The following is a 25545-nucleotide window of genomic DNA, read 5'->3' on the forward strand; positions in this document are numbered from 1 at the left end:
CATGAAAGTTGAGCGAGGATTTTCTTTGGTTGAAATGGCCGTAGTCCTGGTCATTCTTGGTTTTGTGATTACTGCTTTGATTTTACCTGTGTCAGCGCAGAGAAACGCTGGTTTTCTACGCCAAACAGATGATCAATTAGAAATTGCTCAAAAAGCTTTAATTGGATTTGCACAAACATATGGGCGTTTGCCTTGCCCTGCGTCGGCTGTTGGAAACGATGATCCAGGAAGCAGAGGGGTTGCGCAGCCAACAGAAGGAGGGCAATGTGCTGATATAAATGGTGCCAACACTGTTGCAATAGGTTATCTGCCTGCAGCGACGTTGGGTTTGGCACAAGTAGATCAGCATGGATTTGCCATAGATGGCTGGGGAAACCGGATTCGTTATGCTCTTACACAAAGTCCATCAGTTTCTAATCCAGTGATAATGACTCCTTTTTCGATTAATAATGGCATGATAAGTGCAAGAATGGGAAACTTAGTCCCCAACTTGCAAGTGTTGAACGGTGTAGGCGGTACTGCACTTATTAGTAATGCTGTGGCGGTAGTATATTCAACTGGAAAAGACCTAAATGTTGGTGGGATAGATGAAGCCGCCAATCTTGACGAAGATCATGTTTTTATTAGCCATGATATTCAAGCGAATGGCCCCAATGGTGAGTTTGACCATAGAGTGATTTGGATTTCTCCTTATGTTCTGTATAACGCCATGATCCAGGCCGGGCAACTACCATAAGCTTGACTGTCCTATTGGTAATTAACTAAGCGAATTGCAATCTCTCCCATCCATGAACGATAACCAACTTCTCCGCTATAGCCGTCATATTCTTTTGCCTCAGATCAGCTACGAGGGGCAGGAGCAGCTTGTTAATAGCCATGCGCTGGTGATCGGGGCGGGCGGGCTTGGCTCGCCGGTGGCGTTGTATCTTGCGGCAGGCGGCGTCGGTACGCTGACGATTTGCGATTTCGACGAGGTGGACCTCACCAACCTGCAGCGGCAGATCATTCACACCACAGCCGCGGTGGGGCGCAACAAGGCAGTCTCGGCTGCGGAAACGATAGCGACGCTCAACCCTGAGGTAACGGTCAATCCCCTGCAGCAGCGCGTGGATGAGGCAAGCTTGCGCGGACTGGTACAGGCTGCGGATGTAGTGGTGGACTGCACGGATAATTTCACGGTGCGTTATGCGGTCAACCAGGTGTGCGTGGAATTGCGCAAGCCCTTGGTATCGGGAGCCGCAATCGGGTTCGAGGGGCAGGTGACGGTGTTCGACATGCGGCATGACGACAGCCCTTGCTATCATTGCCTGTTCCCTGACCTCGGCGGCGACGAAGGGCTGCGCTGTGCCGAGAATGGGGTATTCGCGCCGCTGGTGGGCATGATAGGCACCACCCAGGCAGCGGAGACGATGAAGCTGTTGCTGGGCCTGGGCAAGAGTTTGCAGGGCAGGCTGCTGTTGCTCGATACGATTTCGATGGAATGGCGCACGCTCAAGTTGAGCAAGGATGAGGCTTGTCCTGTATGTAACAAGCCATCAATATAACTAATAAAAAAGGGAGCATATGCTCCCTTGGTTTTTATTTGCTCCCGCCAATCAGTGCTTTTACCGCACTGACTACATCACCTGGCATGACCACAATCTTACTGTTGCTGGAGCTGGACATTTTTTGCAAAGTTTGGATGTAGCGGTCACCCAGCAAGAAAGTGGCGGATGTGTCATTCTGCTTGACGGCCTCAGCAATCAGGCGGATCGATTCTGCGGAAGCCTCGGCAGCTACCTTTTGCGCCTCGGCATCCTTGCGGGCCGCTTCCAGCCTCGCCTCGGCATTGAGGATGAGAGATTGCTTGTCGCCCTCAGCGCGCGTCACCACGGCTACGCGCTCGCGTTCTGCGGAGGCCTGTTGTTCCATGGCGTTCTGCATGTTCACGGATGGCTTGATGTCCTGGATTTCTACCGACTTGACGGTAAGGCCCCAGTCGGCGGCTTCGTCGGCAATGGCGTTTTTCAGCTCGGTTTTGATGCGTTCACGCGAGGTGAGGGCTTCGTTGAGATCCATGCCGCCGATGATGGAGCGCAGGTTAGTCTGCACCATGTTGCGCATGGCTTCGCGGAAATCCTCGATGCCATAGACGGAACGTTCGATATTGGTCACCTTGATGAAAGCGACAGCATTGGCAAGGATGACGGCGTTGTCGCGGGTGATGACGTCCTGCTCGGGCACGTCGAGGATAATATCCTTGGTGGTGACCTTGTAGGTGACTTTACTGAAGATGGGATTGATCACGTGGAGGCCGGGAGTGAGGACAGCGCTGAATTTCCCCAGGCGTTCCACTACCCATTCTTCGCCTTGCGGCACGATGCGGATGCCTTTCCACGCCAGGATGGCAACGGCGGCGATCAATACAAATGCGAACTCGAACATGGTCTCTCCTCTGTAAGTATTAGTGCGCGGTTTTCCTGCTGACTCGCAGGCGGTTGCCTTCGACTGCCACGATGACGGCCTCGGCGCCTGCCTCGATTTCCTCGCTGGCCACGGCTTCCCATCGACGGCTGCCCAGCACGCCCTGTGCGAATTCGATCATACCGTTCTGCCTGGGGCTTACCGGCTCGATGATGATGCCGGTACGGCCGATTTCATCACTGCGCGATTGGCCGATATTGAAATTGTTCTTTTCACGGCGGTAGAACTGCTTCCATACCGCGAGCGAACCCAACGATAGCGCGGCAAAGATCAGCAACTGCCAGGCAATGCCCAATGCGGGCAGCAAGTAGGTCAGCAAGGCAAGACATAAGGCGGCAATGCCGAACCAGAGGATGTATAGTGTGCTGCTGAGCATTTCCAGCGCGATGAGTACCAATCCGAGTATGCCCCATATCCAGAACGGTTCAAGCATGGTGGTGGTTCCGTATTGATTTAGTACGCCATCGTACCAGAACTTTCAACTGACCATAGGTGTCATGCCACGGGGGGGAATTTTCAGGCACGAGATTTAGCTCGAGCTTTCATACAACATTCAAGGAGGTCGTGATGAAAATTCCAGCACTGGGATTCATGTTGTCTTTAGCATTTGCATCTGCAGCCAGCGCCAATACCACTATCAGTACACTCGATGATTGGGACAGCAGCGTTTCACCATTCGGTACACCAGAAACTGCCACCTATGGCCAGACCATTACCATCGGCGATAAGGCGCAGATTCTGGAGTCGTTTTCCTTCATCCTCAGCGATCTGAGTGCCGCATTCACGATTGAAGTGGGCAGCTGGACCGGCTCCAGGGTGGGGGAGATTCTCTATGCATCCGATCCATTCAAGTTTGTAGCCACCAGCGATTACATGGAGATCACGGCATTTCCATCCGTGACGCTTGCAGCAAACAGCCAGTATGTCCTGTATTTCACGACTTCCGGCATTCAGGATGGTGTAACCAGTACTAATGAGTGGGGCTTCACGCCGGACGAGGCTTATGCGGGAGGGACGTTCGTTTACCTGAACAACGGTAATGACCGCAGTCAGTTGACCGGGGCAGACTGGAGGACGAACCTTGGCGGTGACCTGGCCTTTACCGCGACACTGGCTCCTGTGCCGGAGCCCAGCATTTACGGGTTGATGCTGGTGGGCGTGGGACTGGTCGGGTTTGCTGCCCGCCGCAGGATATTTCGCTAAGACTTGAAGCAGTGGAGCAAAAAGCCAGCATTGCTGGCTTTTTGTTTTCCCCCAGGCGAGGGCTTGTCGCATGAAGTGTCTGCAAGATCGTATCGACGGGGTAACCCATGGTGCTTGGGTTTCTGGATGACAGCATTGCCCTGCGGCAGATATGCGGATTACACTGCTTGCAAAAAGGGGAGGGCATATGCAGATTATCTTGCTGGGATTGCTGGTGGCCGCTGTCGTGTATGTCATCATGATATACAACGGGTTGGTCAACCTGAGGCACAATATCGAGAAGGCTTGGGCCAATATCGACGTATTGCTCAAGCAGCGTCATGAGGAGCTGCCCAAGCTGGTCGATACCTGCAAGCAATACATGCAGCACGAGCAGGCCACCTTGCAGCAGGTGATCCAGGCGCGTTCGCGCGTGCAGGAAGCCAGCCAGCATCATGACGTCGCGGCGCTGGGTGCGGCGGAGAGTGCCTTGCGCTCCGGCCTGGGTGCATTGTTCGCACTGGCGGAATCCTATCCCGAGCTCAAGGCCAACGAGCAGTTCATGCATCTGCAGGCGCGCATCAGCAGCCTGGAAAACGCGATTGCCGATCGCCGCGAGTTCTATAATGAAAGTGTCAATCTGCATAATGTGCGCATTGCGCAATTTCCCGACCTGCTGGTGGCCCGCGCACTGGGCTTCAGCCGTGAGGCGATGCTGCGTTTCGCCCGCAGCGAGCTCAAGGATGTTGATATCGCTGCGCGTTTCAAGCAATAAGTTTTCCAGTTAACCCGATGCGGCTTACGTGGCGCGGCTGGCGCAGCCATTACCTGGATTGCTTCAGTGGCGCTTTGTACCTGCTCTTGCTCGTGGTCGCCGTGCAGTTGAACAATCACGGCGTATGGATGGCCTGCCTGGGACTCGGCGCTTTGCTTAGCCTGGTTGCCTGGGCAGCCCACTACAGGCGTAGCCGCGCGATTGCGGATTTGCCTACCTCCCGCATTGGTTCTGCCGCGCAGGGCTATGTCGAGCTGTACGGGCGGGCGGTGCCCGATCCCGAGCATCTGATCGTCAGCCCATTTTCTGCCGTACGCTGCGTCTGGTACCGCTTCCAGGTGTTTCAGCGCCGTGATCGCCGGCACTGGCACCTGATGCATGAAGGCACCAGCCATGAAACTTTTGTCATCGGCGACGGTTCAGGAGAGTGCTTCGTCGACCCTGACCATGCGGAGGTCATCGGTCCGGAGCGCAGGGTCAGTTATGCCGCAGGCTACAAGCGCGTGGAGGAAATCCTGTTTGCCGGGCCGATTTACGTACTGGGAGAATTTACCACGGTAGGCGGCGCGAATATGCCGCTCAACCAGAAGGAGGACGTCTCTGCATTGCTTGCGGAATGGAAGCGCGACCGGCCGAGCTTGCTCAAGCGCTTTGATCTGGACGGCAATGGCGAGATCGACCTCAATGAATGGGCGCTGGCGCGCCGGGCAGCCGTGCGCGAAGTGGAAAAACAACATCGCGAATTGCGTATGGCCCCCGGTGTACATGTGATGCGGGCGCCAGTCGACGGCCGCCTGTTTCTGCTTTCCAGTCTGTCGCCGCATCGTCTCAAGCGGCGTTATTTATTGTTATGTTGGCTGCATGGGCTGGTGTTCGTGGTGCTCATGCTGGGATTGCTGCATTTGCAGTCAGGCCGGTTTTTAGCGTAGCAGCGTTTTCGCATGAATGCGCTATGCTAAAATCCCACCCCTATGACTACCGATATCTCTGCAAGCCAAACCCTGGACAAATCCTTTGAACCCAAGAACATAGAAAGCCGCTGGTACCAATTCTGGGAAGCGCGCGGCTACTATGCTGCCGGGCTGGATTCCAGCAAACAAGATAATTTCTGCATCCTGCTGCCACCCCCTAACGTGACGGGCACGCTGCACATGGGGCACGGTTTCAACCAAACCATCATGGATGCATTGACGCGTTATCACCGCATGCGCGGCGCCAATACCCTGTGGCAGCCGGGCACCGATCATGCCGGTATCGCCACGCAGATCGTCGTCGAGCGCCAGCTCGATGCGCAGGGTATCAGCCGTCACGACCTCGGCCGCGAGAAATTTCTCGAGAAGGTCTGGGAATGGAAGGAATATTCCGGCGGCAGCATCACCAAGCAGATGCGCCGCCTGGGCACCTCGCCGGACTGGAGCCGCGAGCGCTTCACCATGGATGAGGGCCTGTCGCGCACTGTCACCGAGACTTTCGTCCGCCTCTACAACGAGGGGTTGATCTATCGCGGCAAGCGCCTGGTGAACTGGGATCCCAAGCTGCATACCGCTGTCTCCGACCTCGAAGTGATTTCCGAGGAGGAAGATGGCCATCTCTGGCATATCCGCTATACATTGGCGGACGGCGATGGCGAGCTGACCGTCGCCACGACGCGTCCTGAAACCATGCTCGGTGACGTTGCCGTGATGGTCCATCCCGAGGATGAACGCTATGCGCACCTGATCGGCAAGCACGTCAAGCTGCCGTTGTGCGACCGCGAGATCCCGGTGATTGCGGACGATTACGTGGACCGCGAGTTTGGTACCGGCGTGGTCAAGGTGACACCTGCCCATGACTTCAACGACTATGCCGTCGGGCAACGCCACAAGTTGCCGCTGATCAGCATCCTCACGCTTGATGGGCATATCAACGATGCCGCCCCGGTGCAATACCAGGGACTGGAGCGCTTTGCCGCGCGTAAGCAGATCGTGGCCGACCTCGAAGCGCAGGGTTATTTGGTCAAGGTCGATAAACACAAGCTCAAGGTGCCGCGCGGCGACCGTACCGGCGTCGTGATCGAGCCCATGCTCACCGACCAGTGGTTCGTCGCCATGAGCAAGCCGGGCGCGGATGGCAAAAGCATTACCCAAAAAGCGCTGGAAGTGGTCGCCAACGGCGAGATCCGCTTCGTGCCGGAAAACTGGGTCAATACCTACAACCAGTGGCTCAACAACATCCAGGATTGGTGCATCTCGCGCCAGCTCTGGTGGGGGCACCAGATTCCCGCCTGGTACAGCGACGACGGCAAGGTCTATGTCGCGCATGATGAGGCAGAGGCAAAACAGCTTGCTGCCAACGATGGCTATCAAGGCCACTTGAAGCGCGACGAGGATGTGCTTGATACCTGGTATTCATCCGCCTTGTGGCCGTTTTCCACATTGGACTGGACCGGGGACGAGGAAAAGGACAAGGCCAACCTGGCCTTGCAGCAGTTCCTGCCGTCCTCGGTGCTGGTCACCGGCTTCGACATCATTTTCTTCTGGGTGGCGCGCATGGTGATGATGACCAAGCACATCACCGGCAAGATTCCGTTCAAGGATGTTTACGTACATGGGCTGATCCGCGATGCGGAAGGGCAGAAAATGTCCAAGTCCAAGGGCAACGTGCTTGACCCGATCGACCTGATCGACGGCATCGGCATTGAGGAGCTGGTGAAAAAGCGCACTACCGGCCTCATGAATCCCAAGCAGGCCGAGCAGATCGAGAAGCGCACGCGCAAGGAGTTCCCGGAAGGCATTCCCGCATTCGGTACCGATGCCCTGCGCTTCACTTTTGCCTCGCTGGCCTCGCCGGGCCGCGACATCAAGTTCGACCTGCAGCGTTGCGAAGGCTACCGCAACTTCTGCAACAAGCTCTGGAATGCCGCACGTTTCGTGCTCATGAATACCCAGGGCAAGGATTGTGGCCTGGAAGACTGCAAGACCCAGCCTGAGGGCTACCTGGATTTCTCGCAGGCTGACCGCTGGATCGTCAGCCTGCTGCAGCGCACCGAAGCCGATATCGAACGCGGCTTTGCCGAATACCGGTTCGACAATGTGGCGCAGGCGATCTATAAGTTCGTCTGGGATGAATATTGCGACTGGTACCTCGAACTGGCCAAGGTGCAACTGCAGAACGGAGGCGAAGCCCAGCAGCGTGCCACGCGGCGCACCCTGCTGCGCGTACTGGAAACCATACTACGCCTTGCGCACCCCTTGATGCCGTTCATTACCGAGGAAATCTGGCAAATCGTCGGCCCGCTGTCTGGCCGTACCGGGCCCAGTATCATGCTGGAGCAATACCCCGTCAGTCAGCCGGCCAAGCTGGACGAGCAGGCGGAAGCCTGGGTCGCCTTGCTCAAGGAGTCGGTGGACGCCTGCCGCAGCCTGCGCGGCGAAATGAATGTATCACCTGCTGCGCGGGTGCCGCTGATCGCCGCCGGGGACGATGAAAAGCTGGCGGCCTATGCTCCCTACCTCAAGGCGCTGGCCAAGCTGAGTGACGTCGAGATCATGGCTGAGCTGCCCGAGGCGGAAGCCCCCGTGGCATTGGCGGGTGATTTCAAACTCATGCTCAAGATCGAGATCGACGTGACTGCTGAGAGGGAGCGCCTGGGCAAGGAAATCAGCCGCCTGGAGGGTGAGGTATCCAAGGCGCAGGCCAAGCTGGGGAATGAAAGCTTCGTGGCGCGCGCGCCAGCTGCCGTGGTCGAACAGGAGAAAGCCAGGTTGGCCGCCTTCAGTGATACGCTTTCCAAGCTGCAGGCGCAGCTTGCCAAACTGAAGTAGCACAGGTCCGGACACTGGATAAAAGGATATTGTCATGATTACGCAACCGCAAAATCCCAGCACCCGTGTCCTGTTGTTTTCGCTCAAGGGCTCCATTATCCCGGTGATCTGGCGCAAGGTATTGTTTACGACCTTGCTGAGTTCCCTGGTAGTGGCTACCCACGGCACGCTTTACCATTACAAGGTGACGTTGACGGCGACGCCTTTCACCCTGTGGGGGCTGACGCTGGCGATCTTTCTCGGGTTCCGTAACAGTGCGGCCTACCAGCGTTTCTGGGAGGCGCGCACCTTGTGGGGCGAGCTGATCATCAGCGCGCGTAATCTGACGCGCCAGGTGCAGCAGTATTTCCCGCAGCTGGACCGTGACGAGCGTTTGTACCTGCTGCAGCCTTTGCTGGCTTATCCTTACGCGCTGCGCAATTTTTTACGTGGCGTTATATATGAAAATGCGAATCGAATCGCCGATGATGAAGTGCGACGGCATATGGCATCGCCCGCCTTGATCCTGAATATGCTGGGCAAACGCGTCACTGAATATGCCAGGCTGTCCCGGCTGGATCCCATCCTGCTCGCGCAAATGGATGCGCAGCTCAATCAACTGTCGCAGGTGCATGGCGGATGCGAACGCATCAAGAGCACGCCAATTCCATACCCTTATATCCTCATGCTGCACCGCATCGTGCATATCTATTGTTTCCTGCTGCCATTCTGCCTGGTCGATAGTATAGGCTGGCTGACGCCAGTGGCGGTATGCATCCTGGCCTATACTTTCTTTGGCCTGGATGCGCTGGGAGACCAGATTGCCGATCCATTCGGCACCGAGCCCAACGACCTGCCGCTGGATGCCATGAGCCGCAATATCGAGATTGCCGTGCTGGAAATCATAGCGGAGCCTTTGCCACCTGCATTGCAGCCTGAGGAAGGCGTGCTGCTTTAATGACTGGCGCCGGCTGGCGCAGAAGCCTACTGTAGCCGTTTCCTGATATGGAAAATGAACTCCTTCTGCGGAGCATCTTCATTTTCCACAACGGAGAGCATTTCATGGCCGGTCTGTTTGCAGAACGCCTGGAAATCCTTGACGGATCCGGGGTCGGTCGCGGTGACCTTGAGGATTTCGCCTGGGGCAACGTCAGCCAATGCTTTCTTGCATCGCAGGATGGGGAGAGGGCATTTCAGCCCACGTGCGTCGAGTTCTTGGTGGAATTCCATCATCAATCGGTTTTAGGGACGAAGGTATAGCCGGCATTAGCCCATGCGAGGATGCCGCCACGCAGGTTGTAGACATTTTCCCGATCCATGCCTGCGATGAAGGCGGCTGCCTGTGCAGAGCGGATGCCGCTGTGACAATAGAAAACCAGCGCAGTATCGTGATGCTCGCAGAGCAGGCTGCCCATGCTGGGAATCACCATCATGGGCAAATGCATGGCACCCTCGATCACCCCGCGCGCCACCTCGTCATCGTTTCGGACATCAACCAGGATGGTTTTGCGGGAGGCGAGCAGTGCATGGAGCTCAGTCGCATCAATATCGGTGTGGCTGGTCATCAGTATGCTGGACCGGGAGTCATCAGGCGCAACATCATAGCATAACCCTGCCTTGCGTTCTTGCCGCCTCTCTATAATGTTTCATAAATATTGCAAGATTGTTTTGCAATATGTTGGTGATGACCAATGTGTAAAAGTGTATGTAGAAGTTCGCAAATTGACATATTTTGTTACATTTTGGTCAGTTTCAACATATTGTCTTTCTCCTCCCTCTATAAAATCGCGTTGCTTTTCAAAGTGAGAATCATTCTTTATCCACTTAAGGGGGAGAAATGGCAGTATCGAAAGCTTCATCAAGCAATTCTGAATTGCAATCAAACAAGACCGTTGCCACCGTTAGCCTTGCATTATCGGCTTTATCCATGGCCAATCTGGCCCAGGCGGAAGCAGCCGGCAAACAACAAGAAGGAAGCGACGCTGGAAGAGGTCAGCGTACGGGCTGCACGCGAGAATCCTTACAAGAGCGAGAGACTTGCGTCGCCTAAATATACACAGCCTTTGCGCGATGTGCCGCAAAGCGTGACGGTGATTCCCAAGGAAATCATCAGGCTGCAGAACGCGCAGACGTTGGAAGAGGTGTTGTACAACTCTCCCGGCATTACCTTCAATTCCGGCGAGGGCGCTGGTGGTGTGGGCGATGGCATCAATATCCGCGGCCTGTCGGCCAGCACTTATGGCGGCTCGGATATTTTCATCGATGGCGTGCGTGATTCCGCCATGCGTACACGCAGCGAAATGTTCAATATCGAACAGGTCGATGTAGTGAAGGGCTCTAGTTCTGCCGAATGGGGTGGCGGCCTGATCGGCGGCGGTATCAATATGGTGACCAAGCGGCCCCACCTGGAAAATGACCGATCCGTCAGCGTTGGTGCCGGCACTGCCGATTACAAGCGGATTACGGCCGATATCAACCAGGTGCTGGATGAAGATAACGGTATTGCATTCCGCCTGAATGCCGTGCGCCACGAGAGCGGTATCAATGGCCGCGACTGGATCAACCGTGATCGCTGGGGGATTGCGCCGTCCTTGTCATTCGGCCTGGGCACGCCGACGCGTGCGATCCTGGCTTACGAGCATCTGGATGATGATGGCAATTTGGATTACGGTGTTCCCACCTGGGTGAGCGGAAAGCCTTCCCGATTCAATGCTCTTGGCGGCATTGGTAATGTGCGTATTCCTGGCTTCACGGCTCCGAACGGTGGTCGTGCCGAGCTGGCGCCTGGCGTCAAGTGGTCCGATTACTATGGTTTCCGCAACCTGGATCGCGATTACACCCGCAGCGACCGTATCAATTTCCGTGTCGAGCATGATTTCAGCGATAGCCTGCAATTGACCAACAATTTCACCTGGAACAAATTGCATCGCGAGTATATCGTGACAACCCCGGAGGGTGGCACGCTGACTTACCGTCGTTTGCTTGGGGTGGCCAGCCAGTACGAGAACGAGGCATTTGCCAACCAGACCAATGCCATTTGGAAATTCAACACCGGCGCTATTTCGCATGCTCTGGTGGGCGGGCTGGAATTTGCCCGCGAGTCCATGGATAAACGGGGCGGCACTGGTGTGGGCCTCGATAATCGCGCCACCATTGGCGATGGCGGGGTGATTGCCTATCCAACCGGCAACCACCTCACCAAGCTGCCTTATGACGTTGACTATACCTGGGGTGCGTCGGTAGAGACACGCGCGGATACCGTTTCCTATTACCTGATCGATACTATCAAATTCACCCCGCAATGGGAAATGAATCTCTCGTATCGTCACGACAAATGGAAGGCCCATTCCAAGGATACCGCCACCAGGGAAAGTGGCAGCTCTACGGAGGACCTGGATAGCGGTCGTATCGCGGTGATCTATAAGCCCGAGGAGCATGGTTCGATTTACGCTTCCTACGCCACTGCAAAACAGCCGCGCGGGCTTGCTTCCGTCGTCAACAGTACCAGTGCAGCCAACTTGCGCGATGCGGCAGCGCCCATCAAGTCTGAGACCACGGAAATCGGAACCAAGTGGGATGTGTTCAACGAGCGTCTGGCGCTGACTGCAGCTATCTTCAATACCGAGGTTAAGAACCCGGGTAGCGACCTGGATCTGACCACCGGTGCAAGTTCGGTCATCGATGGCAAGCTGCGTGTTCGTGGCCTGGAATTGGGGGCTACCGGCGCAGTGAATGACAAGCTGTCTGTGTTTGCCGGCTATACGCATCTGAACAGTGAGTTGGTCGATCAGCGCACAGGCAACGCGACAACGGGCGAAGGCGGAACATTGACCAATGCGCCGAAGAATTCGGCCAGCGTGTTCGCGACCTATGAGGTATTGCCTTCGCTGTCCATCAGCTATGGCATCCGGTACATGGATAAGCGCTACATTGCGCCTGGCAGGAGTGGTAACGAGAATTCAAACCCTGAGCTCAACCACGAAGTGCCATCGTACGTGGTGCATAACCTGACGGCGCGCTATGTCATGAACCGGAATATCGACTGGCAGTTGAACATCATCAACCTGTTCGACAAGCATTACTTCCGCCAATACAACGGTCGCGGTTTCGGGATTCCTGGCGAGGGCCTGGGAGCGCAGTTGACGATGAACTATCGTTTCTAAAACAACATCTTTAACCCTGGATGGAGCCGTGGCGGAATCGCCACGGCTTTTCACATTACGACTATGTTGATCACTATTCCTGAAGTATTTACTCCCGAAGAAGCTGAATCCATCCGCCAACGGCTGGATGCGACAGAGTGGCTGGATGGCAAGGTCACGGCAGGGTATCAATCCGCCAAGGCGAAAAACAACCTGCAATTGGCAGAAAACCATCCGCTGGCGATTGAATTGGGCGACCTGATCGTCAGTCGCCTGACCCAGCACCCCTTGTTCATGTCGGCTGCCCTGCCCAGAAAAGTCTTCCCGCCCTTGTTCAATCGCTATGAAAGCGGGCAATCATTTGGATTCCATATCGATAACGCGGTCAGGTCATTGAGCGGCTCGCGTGAGCGCGTGCGGACAGATTTGTCCAGCACTCTGTTTTTCACGCCGCCGGAAGATTATGACGGCGGGGAGCTCATACGGCACGCAAGCAATCAAATTGCCCGCGGGACATATGGTGCTGTATCCCGGCACCAGCCTGCACAAGGTCATGCCGGTGACCCGGGGGGTACGCATCTCATCTTTCTTCTGGACCCAGAGCCTGATCCGTGAGGATAGCCAGCGCACCCTGCTGTTCGATATGGACAATGCCATTCAGCGTCTCTACCAGACCGGTGCGGATGAAGAGGCCATTATCCAGCTTACCGGCACCTACCATAACCTGATACGGCACTGGAGTGAAGTGTGAGCGCTTCCTCTCTCGATACCGCAGTCCCGATCACCCCGGAGCAACTGGAACAACTTACCGAGGCAGAGTTTGCCGCCATCCTTGCCGATGACCCGCGACAGGCAAGCCGCTGGATACGCGCTGCCGCTGAGCATGGCATCGTGCAGGCACAGGCAATGTGGGGGCAGATCCTATTAGAAGGGCGTGGCACAGAGAAAAACCCTGAAGAGGCATATCAATGGTTCAAGCATGCTGCTTACCAGGATCACCCCCATGCCATGAACATGTTGGCGCGCTGCTACGAGCATGGCTGGGGCACGCCGCACAATCCCGTCGTCGCCGCCTTCTGGTACAAAAAGGCGGCCAACACGGGCCTGGACTGGGGGATGTACAACTATGCCAATCTGTTGATCAAGGGCTATGGGGTCAAGGCGGATCGCGCAGAGGCCCTGAAGTGGTATCGCCAGGCGGCTTCACTCGGTCACGCGAAATCCATCAATATCATTGGCCGTTTTCATGAGGAAGGCTGGGAAGTCCAGCAGGACATCGGGTTGGCAACCGCCTATTACAAACAGGCGGCCATCGGTGGAGATTTCCGTGGGCAGTTCAACTATGCCAGGATGCTGATCAATGCGGGCGAGGCCGCCGAAGCCGTCAAATGGCTGATGAAGATTCCCGAGACAGCCACCGAAGCCTTTATGCAGGATCTGCTCGGCTATCTCGAGACATCCACCCACCCCGTGCTGCGGCAGGCAGCCGCCAAGTTGAAAGACAGGGCGTGACGTAGAAAATGAAAAAGGGCTAGCCCCATTACTGAAGCTAGCCCTTTGATATTCCTTGGTGGCCAGGGGCAGAATCGAACTGCCGACACGCGGATTTTCAATCCGCTGCTCTACCAACTGAGCTACCTGGCCATGCTACTTTGTTTATTACGTTGGCCCTTGAGCTCACGCAAGGCCAGCATTATAGCAAACTTCAGTATTTCGTCCAGCTGCGATCGAAAAAAATCACGTTTTATTCTCGTGGTTCAAAAAAGCGACGCGCTCGGGTATGCTCCAGGCTTGATTCAAGAAGTTAATTTCATGAGCCGCCAACCACTGTCATTACCACAACTTTCTATTTCCCCGCTGGACCAGGGCCTGAAAGCCGCATTGCAAGCCAAGATCGACAATAAAACCAAGCCAAGGGGGGCATTGGGTCAGCTGGAAAGCCTGGCATTGCAGCTTGGCCTGATCCAGCAATCGTTGACGCCTGTGTTGCAGCGTCCGGCCATCCTAGTGTTCGCGGGCGATCATGGAGTAGTCGAGGAGGGGGTCAGCCCTTATCCACAGGAAGTGACGCGGCAAATGGTGATGAATTTCCTGGCCGGCGGCGCGGGAATCAATGTGTTTACGCGCCAGCATGGGATGCGGATCAAGGTCGTGGATGCCGGGGTGGCCCATGTCTTTCCGGCGCATCCGGAGCTGATTCGCGCCAAGGTTGGCATGGGAACCCATAATTTCTCCAAGATGCCTGCCATGTCTACGCAGATGTGCGACCAAGCCTTGATCAACGGTTACAGGCTGGCGCAAATGGAAGCTGCTGCTGGGACTAACGTGATGGGGTTTGGTGAGATGGGCATAGGGAATACCACATCTGCGTCGGCCATTGTCGCGGTGTTGTGCCAGTTGCCGGTAGCGCAATGTGTCGGCCGTGGCACGGGCCTGGATGACGCCGGTGTGATGCGCAAGGCAGAGGTGATCCGCCAGGCAATGGCGCGGCACCAGGTGGACAACACAGATCCCTTGGCGGTGCTGGCAACGTTTGGCGGGTTCGAGATTGCCATGATGGTGGGTGCCATGCTGGGCGCTGCAGAAAAGCGGGTTGCCTTGTTGATCGACGGTTTTATCGCCACGGCGGCCCTGCTGGTGGCAAGCCGGGTAGCGCCCGCTATATTGGAGTACTGTATTTTCGCCCACTGTTCCGACGAGGCGGGGCACCAGCTGGTGCTGCAACAGCTGGGTGCCAGGCCCTTGCTCAACCTGGGCCTGCGCCTGGGTGAGGGAACCGGCGCGGCAATGGCCTATCCATTGGTGCAGGCCGCGGTGAATTTCCTCAATGAAATGGCCTCGTTCGAGTCGGCCAATATCAGCCGACAGGATGCTTCATGAACCGGCAATGGCGCTTGTTCCTGTTGGCGTTGGGATTCTTCACGCGCCTGCCGGTGCCCGCCATCCAGCATCTTGATTCCACTGAGCTGAACGATGCGGCACGCTATTTCCCGCTGGTGGGCATGCTCATCGGGTTGGCGGCGGCGCTGGTCTTGTACTTGAGTCTGCACATTCTGCCCGCAACCGTGGCGATCATCCTCAGTATGGTCGCCACGGTGTGGCTGACTGGCGCTTTCCATGAGGATGGGCTGGCGGATACCATGGATGGACTGGGCGGCGGATGGACGAAGCAACAGACGCTGGTCATCATGAAGGATGCCCGCATCGGCAGCTATGGCGCGATAGCATTATTCCTGGCATTACTGCTCAAGTTCATCAGCCTTGGTCAAATGCCGCCCGCAATGCTGCCTTGGATCCTCGTGTCAGCCCATGCCCTGAGCCGGCTTGCCGCGGTGCTCGTGATGGCTACCCAGGAGTATGTGCGGGAGGAGGGCAAGGCCAAGCCGCTGGCGACCAACCCGTCGAGGATTAGCCTGTGGATTGCCGTGGTGTCGGGCCTGGCCCCTTTGCTGCTGCTGCTGCCGGCACGGCTGTGGCTTGCGTTGCTGCCGGTGGTGATGGTGTGGTGTTGGTTCAGCTGGAAGCTGAAGCAGCGCCTTGGCGGATATACCGGTGATTGCCTGGGTGCCATGCAGCAGTTGACGGAGCTGGCGTTTTATCTTGGCATCTTGATGCTGGTTCGCGACATGTGGAGTATTTAATTGGAAATTTACCTGGTGCGGCATACGACGCCGGATGTGTTGCCCGGCACATGCTACGGGCATAGCGATATTGACGTCACTGAAACTTTTCTTGCCGAGTTCGAGGCCTTGCATCCCAAGCTCAGGCACCTGAAGAACCCCGTGATTTACAGCAGTCCCCTGCAGCGCTGCATGAAGCTGGCGGAATCCATGGCCGCCACCTTCAGTCCGCAGTTGACAGTGCAGCCCGATCCCAGGCTCAAGGAGCTGAACTTCGGCGATTGGGAAATGCGCTCCTGGAACGACATCCCGCGTGGATTGGTCGACGTCTGGGCGGAAGACCACGTGCGTCACGTGCCGCCAAATGGGGAATCCTTCCAGCAGCTTTTCCAGCGTGCGCAATCCTTTTTTGCTGATTTGCAGCATGAGCAGCAGCCCGCGCTGGTGTTCACGCATGCCGGTGTCATCCGGGCATTGATGGGCTATGCGCTTGGCCTGCCGCTGGTGCATACCTTCAAGCTGCAAATCGACTACGCCAGCGTGAGCAAGATCATCGTCGCACCGCAGTTCACCAGCGTCGCGTACGTTAATCGCTGAGGTCCTGCAGCTGCAGTTCTTTCAGCGCCACCGCCAGTTTCTGCCACCCATCTGCGGACGGCAGGCCGATCCGCACCCCCCGCAGTGCCGGAAAATGCCGGGTCCAGACGCCCTGACGCGCCAATTGCACATGCAGTCGTTCCGCATGCTCTAACTTCAACCATTGGAACAGTGCGCAGCCCTTGCGCGCTGGCAGGCCGGCCTGCCGCAGCATATCCGCCAATTGCCGGCTTTCAGCCAGCAACTTGGCACGGTGATGCTGCTGCCATGCATGGTCGGCCAGTGCGGCCTGTGCCACGATGCTGGACGGGCCGGTAACGGCCCAGGGCCCCAGCAGGTCGGCCATCCGGGTCAGCAGCGGCGTTTCTGCCAGAACAAAGCCGACGCGCGCGCCGGCCAGGCCAAAGAATTTTCCCAGCGAGCGCAGGATGATGAGCCCGGAATGGTGGCTGTATGCTGCCAGGCTATGTTCCGGGGTGCTGTCCATGAAGGCTTCATCCACGACCAGCCAGCCATCATGCTCCGAGAGGACCTGATGCCACTCCAGCAGCGTGCTGGGCGCAAGCAGGCGGGCAGTGGGGTTGTTGGGATTGCATACCAGCAGCACATCGGTTTCAGCCAGCATTGCCGCGCTGGGCAAATAGTCAATTTCGCTGACTTGGTGCCCTTGTTGTCGCCAGGCATGGGCATGTTCAGCATACATGGGGCCCAGCACGGTGACGCGGCATGGTTGGCGCAAGCGCGGCAGCGCCTGGATCGCGGCCTGCGAACCAGCGGTCACCAGTAGGCGCTGGGCGCCATAGTAGCTCGCCGCGATGCGTTCCAATGGAGGGTCGGCTTCCGGTAGCCGGTGCCAGGCCGATGCGGGAATCTCGGGCACTGGATAGCCCTGCGGATTGATGCCGGTGGATAGGTCCAGCCAGTATTCCCGCGCAATGCCGTATTGCTGACTGGCTACATGCAGATTTCCGCCGTGCTCAAGCATAGTATGCCCCGATCAGTGCGTATGCGATAAAAATCACCAGGCACCAGAGCACGATGCTGCGATCCACCATCCGCACTGCGGCATGGAGGCTGGCAGCCGAGGCGGCTGGCCCGGTGCCCAGCGTGGGGCGTACCTTGTCCTGTCCGTGGTAGCGCGCCTTGCCGCCCAGCGTGACTTGGAGTGCGCCCGCTCCTGCCGCCATCACCGGGCCTGCGTTCGGGCTGTACCACAGCCGCGCCTGTTGCCGCCAGCACGAGAATCCGCTCCTGACATGCCCGCAAAGCGCATAACTCAAGGCGGTGAGACGAGCGGGGATAAGGTTGAGCAGGTCATCCAGCCGAGCAGCGGCCCAGCCGAAATAAAGAAAACGCGGTGAGCGGTAGCCCCACATGGCATCCAGCGTATTGGCAAGGCGGAACAACAGCGCGCCGCTGCCGCCGAGCAGTACAAACCAGAAAATCGCGCCGAAAATTGCATCATTGCCATTCTCCAGCACCGACTCCACGCCGGCGGCGGCAATCCCGCGCTCGTCGAGTTCGGCAGTGTCGCGGCTCACAATCATGCCCACCGCTTGGCGTGCGGCAGGCAAATCTTGCTGAGCAAGGGCATGGTAGATGCGCAAGGCATGTTCCTTGAGGCTGCGGGCGCCGATAGCGAAATACAGCAGCACGACGTCGAGCAGCCAGCCATATGTCAGCTGAGTGAGCCAGAAGGCAAGCACCCATGCCGGCAACAACAATACAAGCCAGGCCAGCAGGCCCAGCAGGCGCGCCAAGCGTGGCGCATGTGGGCGGTTGAGGCGCTTTTCCAGTGCGGACGCCAGGTTACCGAAACCCACCAGTGGATGCCAGCGCCCGGGCTCGCCCAGCAGCCTGTCCAGCCATAGGGCGAAGATCAGCAGGGCTGGGGTTGCAAGGAAACTAATGGGATAATGGGCCAATGACATATGCCAACACATTGATGGTTCAGGGCACCACCTCGGACGCGGGCAAGAGCACGCTGGTGGCGGGTTTATGCCGGGTATTGTACCGCAGGGGCGTGCGCGTCGCGCCGTTCAAGCCGCAGAACATGGCGCTCAATTCCGCCGTGACCAGCGACGGCGGCGAAATCGGCCGGGCCCAGGCCGTGCAGGCGCAGGCTTGCGGCCTGTTGCCGCATACCGACATGAACCCGGTATTGCTCAAACCGAATACCGACACCGGCTGCCAGGTGATCATCCACGGTAAGGTGCTGGCCAATCTTGAAGCAATGGCCTACCACGCCTACAAACCCAAGGCGCGCGAAGCTGTGCTGGCTTCATGGCAGCGCCTGCGCGAGCAATATGAATGCATCATCGTCGAGGGCGCGGGCAGCCCTGCGGAAATCAATTTGCGGCAGAACGACATTGCCAACATGGGCTTTGCCGAGGCGGCGGATTGCCCGGTAATCCTGATCGCCGACATCGACCGAGGCGGCGTGTTTGCCCATATCGTCGGCACCCTGGCGCTACTCTCCGAGTCGGAGAGAAAGCGCATCATCGGCTTCGTCATCAACCGCTTCCGCGGCGATATCGCGCTACTGCAGTCCGGACTGGACTGGCTGCAGCAGGAAACCGGCATTCCCGTGCTTGGCGTGCTGCCCTATCTGCGCAATTTGCATCTCGAAGCCGAGGATGCCGTGGCGAAAGATACGCCGGACAAGCCGCAAACCTGGTTGCGTGTGATTGCCCCGGTCCTGCCGCACGTCAGCAACCATACCGACATGGACGCCTTGCGCATGCACCCGCATGTCGATTTCCAGTTCATCGAGCTCAACGAGCCAGTGCCGCCAGCCGACCTCATCATCCTGCCCGGCAGCAAGAACGTGCGCGGCGACCTGGCAGTGCTGGCGTCTCACGGCTGGCGCGACAAAATCTCCCGCCATCTGCGCTACGGCGGCAAGCTGATGGGCATTTGCGGCGGCTTTCAGATGCTGGGCCGCAAAATCCACGATCCGCACGGTCTCGAAGGCGATGCCGGCTCCAGCGACGGCTTCGGCTGGCTGGATATGGAAACCACGCTCACCAAGGAAAAACACCTCAAGGAAGTGGAAGGCAAGCTCACTTTTGCCGACGCCGTCGTCACCGGCTACGAAATCCATATGGGTGTCAGCAGCGGCCCGGCCTTGGAGCGGCCTTTGTTGCACATCGGCACGCAGGCAGAAGGAGCGTTGTCCGAGGACGGGCAGATAGCGGGCACTTACCTGCATGGCCTGTTCGACCATGCCGAGGCGACTCAGGCCTGGCTGAACTGGGCGGGTTACAGTCAGTTGAAACAGGCTCAGGAAACCATCGCCCATTATGATTATCTGGCCCTGCGCGAGGCCAGCCTCGAGCGGCTGGCTGATGAAGTGGAGTTGCACCTGGACTGGAACCGTCTGCAATCCTACTTATGAAGACAGGCTTGCTGCGAATCGTTGAAATGTATAGGCAGGGCGCTGGGGGCAGGCTGGAGCAGTGTTGTATCCAGGTCGCCTTGCTCATGATGGCGCTTGCCGGCCTGTATGGCATATCCGCCCAGCTGCACGGTTTGGCATATTGGCCAGTGTTCGGGATGTTGGTGCTTGTCAGCCTGCCCATGTTCTTCGCGCTCTCGGAGGATGTGCTCTTCAAGCGCCAGGCCATGCTCGACAGGGCGGCCCAGCCGCATGGCTGGCTGAAGCGCTGGTTCTGGGCTGGCAATCTCGCTCTTGCAATGCAGGTCTGCCGCGCGTTTGTCCTGGCAGCATTACTGTTGTGCGTGAGCACGCTGTTAAGTACGCTGCAATGGTATGTGGTGGTCATCGATGGCGTATTGCTCCTGCTGCTTTTCCATGCCTGTTGCAGACAGTTCTCCGGGCAGGTGAAGACGGACTATCTGGCCGTGTTTGTCAGGAACTGGCCCTTGTTCTGGCTCAATACGGCGTTGCTGGCCCTGGCATTTTTCTTCCTGGATTATTGTTACGGCACGGTTGATACGCGTTCCATATCGTGGGATGCATTACAGGAAGAAACCCGGGCGACAATGGCAAGCGGGGCGGCAACAGCCTGGATAGGCTGGCTGAGCGGGTGGCTGGCAGTCATTGACCAGTCGGTCTGGCATTTTTCCCAGAAGCTTATTCCTACCATCGAAAGCACGACGGTCAAGATCATGGTGTGGCTACTCGTCCTGCTGCCGGCCGGCATTATTGCCTATACCTTGAACTATTTCCTGATTGGCGTACTTAGCATCGCCGATCATGTTGCCAGGCGACAGCCTACCGAATCGCTCACTGGGTCTTTGCTGAAGAAATTCCTGGTGGTATCGGCGGCGCTGGCCGTGCTCTACTGGCAATTGCCCAAGGTGGCCATCAAGCCGGTGATCGCGCAGGCAAGCAGTATATTCAATCCCTGCGAAGTTGATGAGGGTAGGCTGGCATCCCTCCGCCTCGAGGTCCGGGAAGACATGCAGCGCTCCATGCGCAGTGCAGTCGCCACGGCGCATCAAGACATTGACCGTCAGGTGGATCAGGCATTCCTGGGGGTGGAAGCGCGCGTGGACGATTACCTCGACTGGTATTTTTCCTTGACTGGTGAATATAGCCGCCTAGGCACGTTGGCGGTTGGCAAGGTGACGGGGAAAACGCTGGAAGCGCTCTTGCAAGAGCAGCTCCAGGCAACCATGTTCGCTCCCGAGCCTGTCGATGCGATGGTCAGGGCAATTCCCCAGCAGGTATTCCATCATTCCAGCCTGGCAATGCAGTATGCCGCCTCCAACCTGCAAGGGCGCTTAGTGCAGAATGCTAGGCAAGCGCCTTGCGCGTTGGGTGCAATTCAAGTGCCAGTACTGACCAAACTCGATTTCGCACGGGATGCGCAACGCGCTGCCCTTTCACTGGGCGCAGGTGGGGTTGCCGCGGTGACAGGTCCGCGGGTGTATCGGATGGCCCGGGCGCTTTCATCAAGGATTGCATCTGGCTCCATCGTCAGGAAGCTAATTGGCAAGCGGGGTGGCTCAGCGCTGGGGAGCGCAGGCACTGCCACCGCAATGTGCGCTCCCGGCGGGCCATTGGCACTGGCGTGCGGCGCAGTGGTTGGCGGGGTAACCTGGTTTACTGTGGACAAGGCCATGATCGCTTATGACGAGTATCGCTACCGGGAAGAAATGAAGGCGAACATCCTCGGGTTGCTGGGTCAGCAGAAAAGCGACTTGAAAATGCAGATCAAACGCGCCCACGATGCTGCTTTGATGCAGATGGCGGAGAAAATGGGCCAGAACATCGACCAGGCCTTTATTCCTGCACGGGACGGTATTTAGGCTTTGTCCCTGGTCCTATCCGGCACATGTCTGTTGTGAAGCGAGGCAGCGCGGCGAACAATCAGGAAGAAAATTGAGCGTCGTCGTGAGGAAGTCAGCAAGGCCACTTGGCGCACCCAACAAACTCACCTGATGTGTTTGCCCTTCCTGGCCGGGGCCTGCTGCATGCGCCAGCGCGTCTACCGGGACCGCCGCGCTGAGTGTGCTTGGCCCATCATTATTTCTACCGCTCAATGCCATCAGATTTTTCATGGGCGTGCCAAATCAAGCGCATCTTCGTCGCTGGGTGCTATCGATGGTCGCGTTCCAGTCAAGGTCTTTCCCCATGCCCCAGCTGGATGAAAAATCTGCGGTCAATGTGGCATTTTGCTATTATACGTTTTGTATATATTTTGTTTATTGGAGTGCCAAATGGGCATCGTCAAGATTTCAGAGGCAATGCATGAGAACATCCGTTCCGCCAGCAATGCATTCAGCCGTTCGATCAATTCGCAGGCGGAGCACTGGTTGCGCGTGGGCATGCTGGCGGAGATGCATCCCCAGCTGAATTACACGGATATCTGCCGTTTATTGCTGCACATTGAGCAAAGCGGTAGTGAGGTGGGGAATGCCTTGAAGCCGGCCGGCGGAGACGCCGCTCCCGTGGTCAATTTAAGGCGGACTGTCTGATGCGGGTGGTGTTGCATGGGGCAGAGGGAATTGCCAAGGCGCGCCAAGCCGGCCAGATGGCTGCCCAGGTGCTCGCGATGATCAAGGAATATGTAGTGCCGGGCGTGACGACGGAAGAGCTCGACCGCATTTGCCATGAATATATCGTGCATGAGTTGAAGGTGGTGCCTGCCAATCTTGGTTACAGCGGTTTCCCCAAGACCATTTGCACGTCCGTCAACCACGTGGTCTGCCATGGCATTCCTTCCGAAAAGCAGGTGTTGCGGGATGGGGATATCCTCAATATTGATGTCGCGATCATCAAGGATGGCTGGTATGGCGATACCAGCCGCATGTATGCCGTGGGAACGCTTTTGCCGGAAGCCTCCCGCCTGGTACAGGCTGCCTATGATGCGATGCGGGATGGCATTTTGCAGGTCAAGCCGGGCAACACGCTGGGCGATGTGGGGCATGCGATCCAGAAAACGGCGAATGCCCAGGGCTTTAGTGTGGTGCGCGAATATTGCGGCCATGGTGTCGGCCAGGTGTACCATGATGAGCCGCAGGTACTGAACTACGGCCAGCCCGGCAAGGGGCTCAGGCTCAAGCCAGGCATGATCTTTACGGTGGAACCCATGGTCAACGCCGGCAAGGCCGGCACCAGGACATTGCAGGATGGCTGGACGGTAGTGACACAAGACAAAGGCTGGTCTGCCCAGTGGGAACACATGGTTGTTGTCACTGACGAAGGTTTCGAATTGCTGACCGAATGGCCGGATGGAATGGGTTCCTATCAGGAGATTGCGCCAGGTGGCTAGTCAACGAACCCCTGTCAAGCTGCAGAAGTAGGTCCATAGCCTTGTCCTTGCCGCCATCACGGATTCATTTCATTTTCTGGGCAGGTGAGAAGCTGGAGAAAATGATATGAAACATATATTCTCCGCACCACTGCACATTGGGCATGCGTGGGCGAGACGTGGTTTAATCTCCCCCCTGTTTCAACCACTGGAATGATCGTCATGGCATCTGTACAAGACACTGTAGAAAACGATAAGACACCTGACCCGGGAAAGAAACCCGGCATTATCGCTTTGCTGTTGTCTGTTTTCTGCGTGCCGCTGCTTGGTGTGGTGCTTGGGATATTCGCCCTGCACAAGTCGCGCACGGTGAGCCAAGGTAATTTGTTTGCCGTCCTGGCCATCGGGATCAACCTGATCTACACGGTGCTGTTGGTGCTGTTCCTGTTCAGCGCCCATTATGTATCCCAGGGCAAGGCAGTGCAGCAGCAACAGGAGGAGGTGCTTGAGGCCTTGGCCTTGCAGCAGCGAGGGCCCGTGGATACCGATCGAATTGCCCAGGAGCTGCATGGCAAGCTGGAATTATTCCGCGAAACGCATGGCGCTTACCCCTCTTATGAGCAGTGGCTGTCTGAAAGCGGCGCATTGGCATTATCGGATGAGCAACGGGAAGTGCTGGTTGAAACGGCGACCCCGCGCAGCACGCGCGTGGGCTTCCAAGCCTGTGTGGCTTCCAATGGCGTCAGCAGCGGTGTAATACTGAGGCCGGGTTCCGGTAATCCGCCATTGGTTGCTGGTGATTGCCGCAATATCGCCGCTAGGCGCGAGTAAGGCGGCGCCAGCCCATGACCATGCCGGCGGCAGTGAGGATGGTGCCGCCGATCGAGAACAGAATGACGACGATCCAGCGCGGGATCTCGGCATTGTCGAGTGGTGCGAAGTCGAGCCTGTGCAATGCTGCAAACAGCCAGCGATAGGTACGGCTGCGATTGTCATGTGATACCACGATGCGCGTAGTGGCCGGGTCAATGTAATAGCTGGTCGCAGATGCATCATCCAGGTCGATGCGGATGACCGGGGACACCGCTTCCATCCGTTTGCCGTAGTAATACCTGTCGCCATTTTCAAGCCGTGTGACAGCCTTGACCCTTGCTTCCGGTAGCATGCCTGACGCCTGTGTGGCGAAGGCTGATGTTGCGAATGGGGCGAGCGACGCTCCGCTTTCTGCATCCAGCATCCAGGTGCGATTTTGTGCAAGGCCGAGCAGGATGGGCGTGCCCGCAAAATATATCCATTCGATCTCGCCAATTTTGTCCGTAGCGTCCATCTTTGCTGGCAATGCCGGCAGTGGCCCATGTGGGCTTCCTGCCCAATGCTGCGATTCTTCCGTGCTCAACTTCCTGCCCGCGAACATATCGAATGGCTTCATCGAGATCCAGCCGCTGAACAACCATGTCACGCACAGTATCCCTGCAAGCAGGCCGGAAATGTGGTGCCATTTGGCCCAGCCGCGGTAGGGCGTCATGCGGCCGCCTTTGTAGCGACGGCGAAGGCGCAGACGGTCTATGCCCAGCCAGATGCCGATCAGGCTCATGGCTGTGGCGGGAAATGAGAGCCACATGACGACTTGGCGCCAGGCTTGATGATGGTCAAAACGCAGTGGCGTGAAATAAATCCAGTGGATGATGGAGCCCAGCCAGTTCCAGGCGCGCTCGCTACGCGAGGTGTCCAGCACGACCTCGGCCGTGTGGCTGGACAAGTACAGCACATCCCCACTGCTGAACGTCACACGATACAGGGGCCGATAGACATTGAGCGATGAGGAGATCGACCATTGGTCACGCTCGATCAATTCCATATTGCGCATAGAGGCGCCAGGGAGGAAAGCCTGCGCCGATGCGCGAATGATCTCTGACCCAACGCTGAGCTTGTCCCCATTGTCGGCCCAGATGGCATGCCATTGATCCTGGTAAAAGGCATGGTAAAGCGGCCGACCACTGAGCATGGTCAGCCGGAGTCGGTCCGGCTCGCCGCCCAGCATGCTAGCCACCTGGGCTGGCGCTACATGTGCCAAGCCGGTATTGATCGCTTCCAGGCGCGGAAGCCGCTCTTCCGGAGTGAGCTTGGGATAGGCGACAAATAACATGACCACCCCGGAAATGAACCAGAGCAGCACCAGTACTCCGAGCGCGATCCCCAGCCAGCGGTGCCAGAGGTGGAGATTGCGCATGGAGAATAGCTTCATGGTGTTGTACTCAGGGG

The 25545-nt window shown here is 57.3% G+C and carries 26 protein-coding genes and 1 tRNA gene; 19 read left to right on the forward strand and 8 right to left on the reverse strand.

Annotated elements, in window-relative coordinates:
- The first annotated feature begins 1 nt into the window (after position 1).
- Together MFLA_RS14220 and MFLA_RS00455 are read left to right on the forward strand one after the other, a co-directional pair.
- Entirely contained in the window at positions 2-736 is a 735-nt protein-coding gene (locus MFLA_RS14220; protein ID WP_229407079.1) for a type II secretion system protein, read from the forward strand.
- A 52-nt stretch (positions 737-788) separates the two neighbouring features.
- Entirely contained in the window at positions 789-1544 is a 756-nt protein-coding gene (locus MFLA_RS00455; RefSeq protein ID WP_011478453.1) for a HesA/MoeB/ThiF family protein, read from the forward strand.
- 34 nt (positions 1545-1578) lie between these two features.
- On the opposite strand, the gene MFLA_RS00460 is transcribed toward MFLA_RS00455, so the two are convergent.
- Together MFLA_RS00460 and MFLA_RS00465 are read right to left on the reverse strand one after the other, a co-directional pair.
- Positions 1579-2424 carry an SPFH domain-containing protein gene (locus MFLA_RS00460; RefSeq protein WP_011478454.1) on the reverse strand — a complete coding sequence of 282 codons (846 nt, stop codon included), beginning with the start codon at positions 2422-2424 and terminating at the stop codon, positions 1579-1581.
- A gap of 19 nt (positions 2425-2443) precedes the next feature.
- The gene (locus MFLA_RS00465; protein WP_011478455.1) at positions 2444-2896 is read right to left on the reverse strand and encodes an NfeD family protein; all 453 of its coding nucleotides are present in this window, start codon (positions 2894-2896) and stop codon (positions 2444-2446) included.
- Between the two features lie 134 nt (positions 2897-3030).
- Here MFLA_RS00465 and MFLA_RS14785 point away from each other — a divergent pair, with 134 nt between their 5' ends.
- The 5 genes from MFLA_RS14785 to MFLA_RS00490 all read left to right on the forward strand — a co-directional run bounded on the left by MFLA_RS14785 (position 3031) and on the right by MFLA_RS00490 (position 9160).
- On the forward strand, positions 3031-3666 hold the full coding sequence (locus MFLA_RS14785) for a PEP-CTERM sorting domain-containing protein (protein ID WP_011478456.1): 636 nt from the start codon (positions 3031-3033) through the stop codon (positions 3664-3666).
- A gap of 187 nt (positions 3667-3853) precedes the next feature.
- Positions 3854-4420 carry a LemA family protein gene (locus MFLA_RS00475; protein WP_011478457.1) on the forward strand — a complete coding sequence of 189 codons (567 nt, stop codon included), beginning with the start codon at positions 3854-3856 and terminating at the stop codon, positions 4418-4420.
- A gap of 17 nt (positions 4421-4437) precedes the next feature.
- Complete coding sequence (locus MFLA_RS00480) at positions 4438-5349, forward strand: hypothetical protein (RefSeq protein WP_011478458.1); 912 nt, start codon at positions 4438-4440, stop codon at positions 5347-5349.
- A 42-nt stretch (positions 5350-5391) separates the two neighbouring features.
- Positions 5392-8223 carry a valine--tRNA ligase gene (locus MFLA_RS00485; protein ID WP_011478459.1) on the forward strand — a complete coding sequence of 944 codons (2832 nt, stop codon included), beginning with the start codon at positions 5392-5394 and terminating at the stop codon, positions 8221-8223.
- A gap of 34 nt (positions 8224-8257) precedes the next feature.
- On the forward strand, positions 8258-9160 hold the full coding sequence (locus tag MFLA_RS00490) for a bestrophin family protein (RefSeq protein WP_011478460.1): 903 nt from the start codon (positions 8258-8260) through the stop codon (positions 9158-9160).
- Positions 9161-9186: 26 nt separating this feature from the next.
- Here MFLA_RS00490 and MFLA_RS00495 read toward each other — a convergent pair whose 3' ends face one another.
- Positions 9187-9432: a sulfurtransferase TusA family protein gene (locus MFLA_RS00495; protein ID WP_048811463.1), complete on the reverse strand. Its 246-nt coding sequence runs from the start codon at positions 9430-9432 to the stop codon at positions 9187-9189.
- A 2-nt stretch (positions 9433-9434) separates the two neighbouring features.
- Entirely contained in the window at positions 9435-9767 is a 333-nt protein-coding gene (locus tag MFLA_RS00500; RefSeq protein ID WP_011478462.1) for a rhodanese-like domain-containing protein, read from the reverse strand.
- 327 nt (positions 9768-10094) lie between these two features.
- Between MFLA_RS00500 and MFLA_RS00505 the strand changes: the two genes are divergently transcribed.
- The 4 genes from MFLA_RS00505 to MFLA_RS00515 all read left to right on the forward strand — a co-directional run bounded on the left by MFLA_RS00505 (position 10095) and on the right by MFLA_RS00515 (position 13856).
- Complete coding sequence (locus tag MFLA_RS00505) at positions 10095-12365, forward strand: TonB-dependent receptor (RefSeq protein ID WP_195742033.1); 2271 nt, start codon at positions 10095-10097, stop codon at positions 12363-12365.
- A gap of 63 nt (positions 12366-12428) precedes the next feature.
- Entirely contained in the window at positions 12429-12959 is a 531-nt protein-coding gene (locus MFLA_RS00510) for a Fe2+-dependent dioxygenase (RefSeq protein WP_011478464.1), read from the forward strand.
- A gap of 28 nt (positions 12960-12987) precedes the next feature.
- Positions 12988-13095, forward strand: coding sequence for a hypothetical protein (locus MFLA_RS15060; RefSeq protein WP_229407080.1), 108 nt, complete (start codon positions 12988-12990; stop codon positions 13093-13095).
- Positions 13092-13856, forward strand: a complete 765-nt coding sequence (locus MFLA_RS00515) for a tetratricopeptide repeat protein (RefSeq protein WP_011478465.1) — start codon at positions 13092-13094, stop codon at positions 13854-13856. The genes MFLA_RS15060 and MFLA_RS00515 overlap by 4 nt, the downstream gene beginning before the upstream one ends.
- Before the next feature lie 56 nt (positions 13857-13912).
- On the opposite strand, the gene MFLA_RS00520 is transcribed toward MFLA_RS00515, so the two are convergent.
- Positions 13913-13988, reverse strand: a tRNA-Phe gene (locus MFLA_RS00520).
- Between the two features lie 168 nt (positions 13989-14156).
- Here MFLA_RS00520 and cobT point away from each other — a divergent pair.
- From cobT to cobC, 3 genes are read left to right on the forward strand one after another with little or no spacing between them, the layout of a single operon-like run.
- Entirely contained in the window at positions 14157-15224 is a 1068-nt protein-coding gene (gene cobT / locus MFLA_RS00525) for a nicotinate-nucleotide--dimethylbenzimidazole phosphoribosyltransferase (protein WP_011478466.1), read from the forward strand.
- Positions 15221-15985 (forward strand): adenosylcobinamide-GDP ribazoletransferase, encoded by a 765-nt coding sequence (locus MFLA_RS00530; protein ID WP_011478467.1) that lies wholly within the window; start codon positions 15221-15223, stop codon positions 15983-15985. Before cobT ends, MFLA_RS00530 begins: the two co-directional genes overlap by 4 nt.
- Entirely contained in the window at positions 15986-16561 is a 576-nt protein-coding gene (gene cobC / locus MFLA_RS00535) for an alpha-ribazole phosphatase (protein WP_011478468.1), read from the forward strand. It begins immediately after the preceding gene.
- On the opposite strand, the gene cobD is transcribed toward cobC, so the two are convergent.
- Both cobD and cbiB read right to left on the reverse strand, forming a co-directional pair.
- Positions 16551-17546, reverse strand: a complete 996-nt coding sequence (gene cobD / locus MFLA_RS00540; RefSeq protein ID WP_011478469.1) for a threonine-phosphate decarboxylase CobD — start codon at positions 17544-17546, stop codon at positions 16551-16553. The genes cobC and cobD overlap by 11 nt on opposite strands.
- Positions 17539-18492, reverse strand: a complete 954-nt coding sequence (cbiB, locus tag MFLA_RS00545; protein ID WP_011478470.1) for an adenosylcobinamide-phosphate synthase CbiB — start codon at positions 18490-18492, stop codon at positions 17539-17541. The genes cobD and cbiB overlap by 8 nt, the downstream gene beginning before the upstream one ends.
- Positions 18493-18506: 14 nt before the next feature.
- Here cbiB and MFLA_RS00550 point away from each other — a divergent pair, with 14 nt between their 5' ends.
- From MFLA_RS00550 to MFLA_RS00570, 5 genes are all read left to right on the forward strand, one after another.
- A complete protein-coding gene (locus MFLA_RS00550; RefSeq protein ID WP_011478471.1) occupies positions 18507-19958 on the forward strand; it encodes a cobyric acid synthase in 1452 nt (483 codons plus the stop codon).
- An 8-nt stretch (positions 19959-19966) separates the two neighbouring features.
- Complete coding sequence (locus MFLA_RS00555; RefSeq protein WP_195742034.1) at positions 19967-21838, forward strand: hypothetical protein; 1872 nt, start codon at positions 19967-19969, stop codon at positions 21836-21838.
- Positions 21839-22249: 411 nt separating this feature from the next.
- Entirely contained in the window at positions 22250-22507 is a 258-nt protein-coding gene (locus MFLA_RS00560; protein ID WP_011478473.1) for a ParD-like family protein, read from the forward strand.
- A complete protein-coding gene (gene map / locus MFLA_RS00565; RefSeq protein WP_011478474.1) occupies positions 22507-23304 on the forward strand; it encodes a type I methionyl aminopeptidase in 798 nt (265 codons plus the stop codon). Before MFLA_RS00560 ends, map begins: the two co-directional genes overlap by 1 nt.
- A gap of 201 nt (positions 23305-23505) precedes the next feature.
- Positions 23506-24114, forward strand: a complete 609-nt coding sequence (locus MFLA_RS00570) for a hypothetical protein (protein ID WP_195742035.1) — start codon at positions 23506-23508, stop codon at positions 24112-24114.
- Here MFLA_RS00570 and MFLA_RS00575 read toward each other — a convergent pair.
- On the reverse strand, positions 24101-25528 hold the full coding sequence (locus MFLA_RS00575) for a PepSY domain-containing protein (protein ID WP_011478476.1): 1428 nt from the start codon (positions 25526-25528) through the stop codon (positions 24101-24103). The genes MFLA_RS00570 and MFLA_RS00575 overlap by 14 nt on opposite strands.
- Positions 25529-25545: the final 17 nt, after the last annotated feature.

Source organism: Methylobacillus flagellatus KT, from assembly GCF_000013705.1.
In the GTDB taxonomy this organism is placed as follows: Bacteria; Pseudomonadota; Gammaproteobacteria; order Burkholderiales; family Methylophilaceae; genus Methylobacillus; species Methylobacillus flagellatus.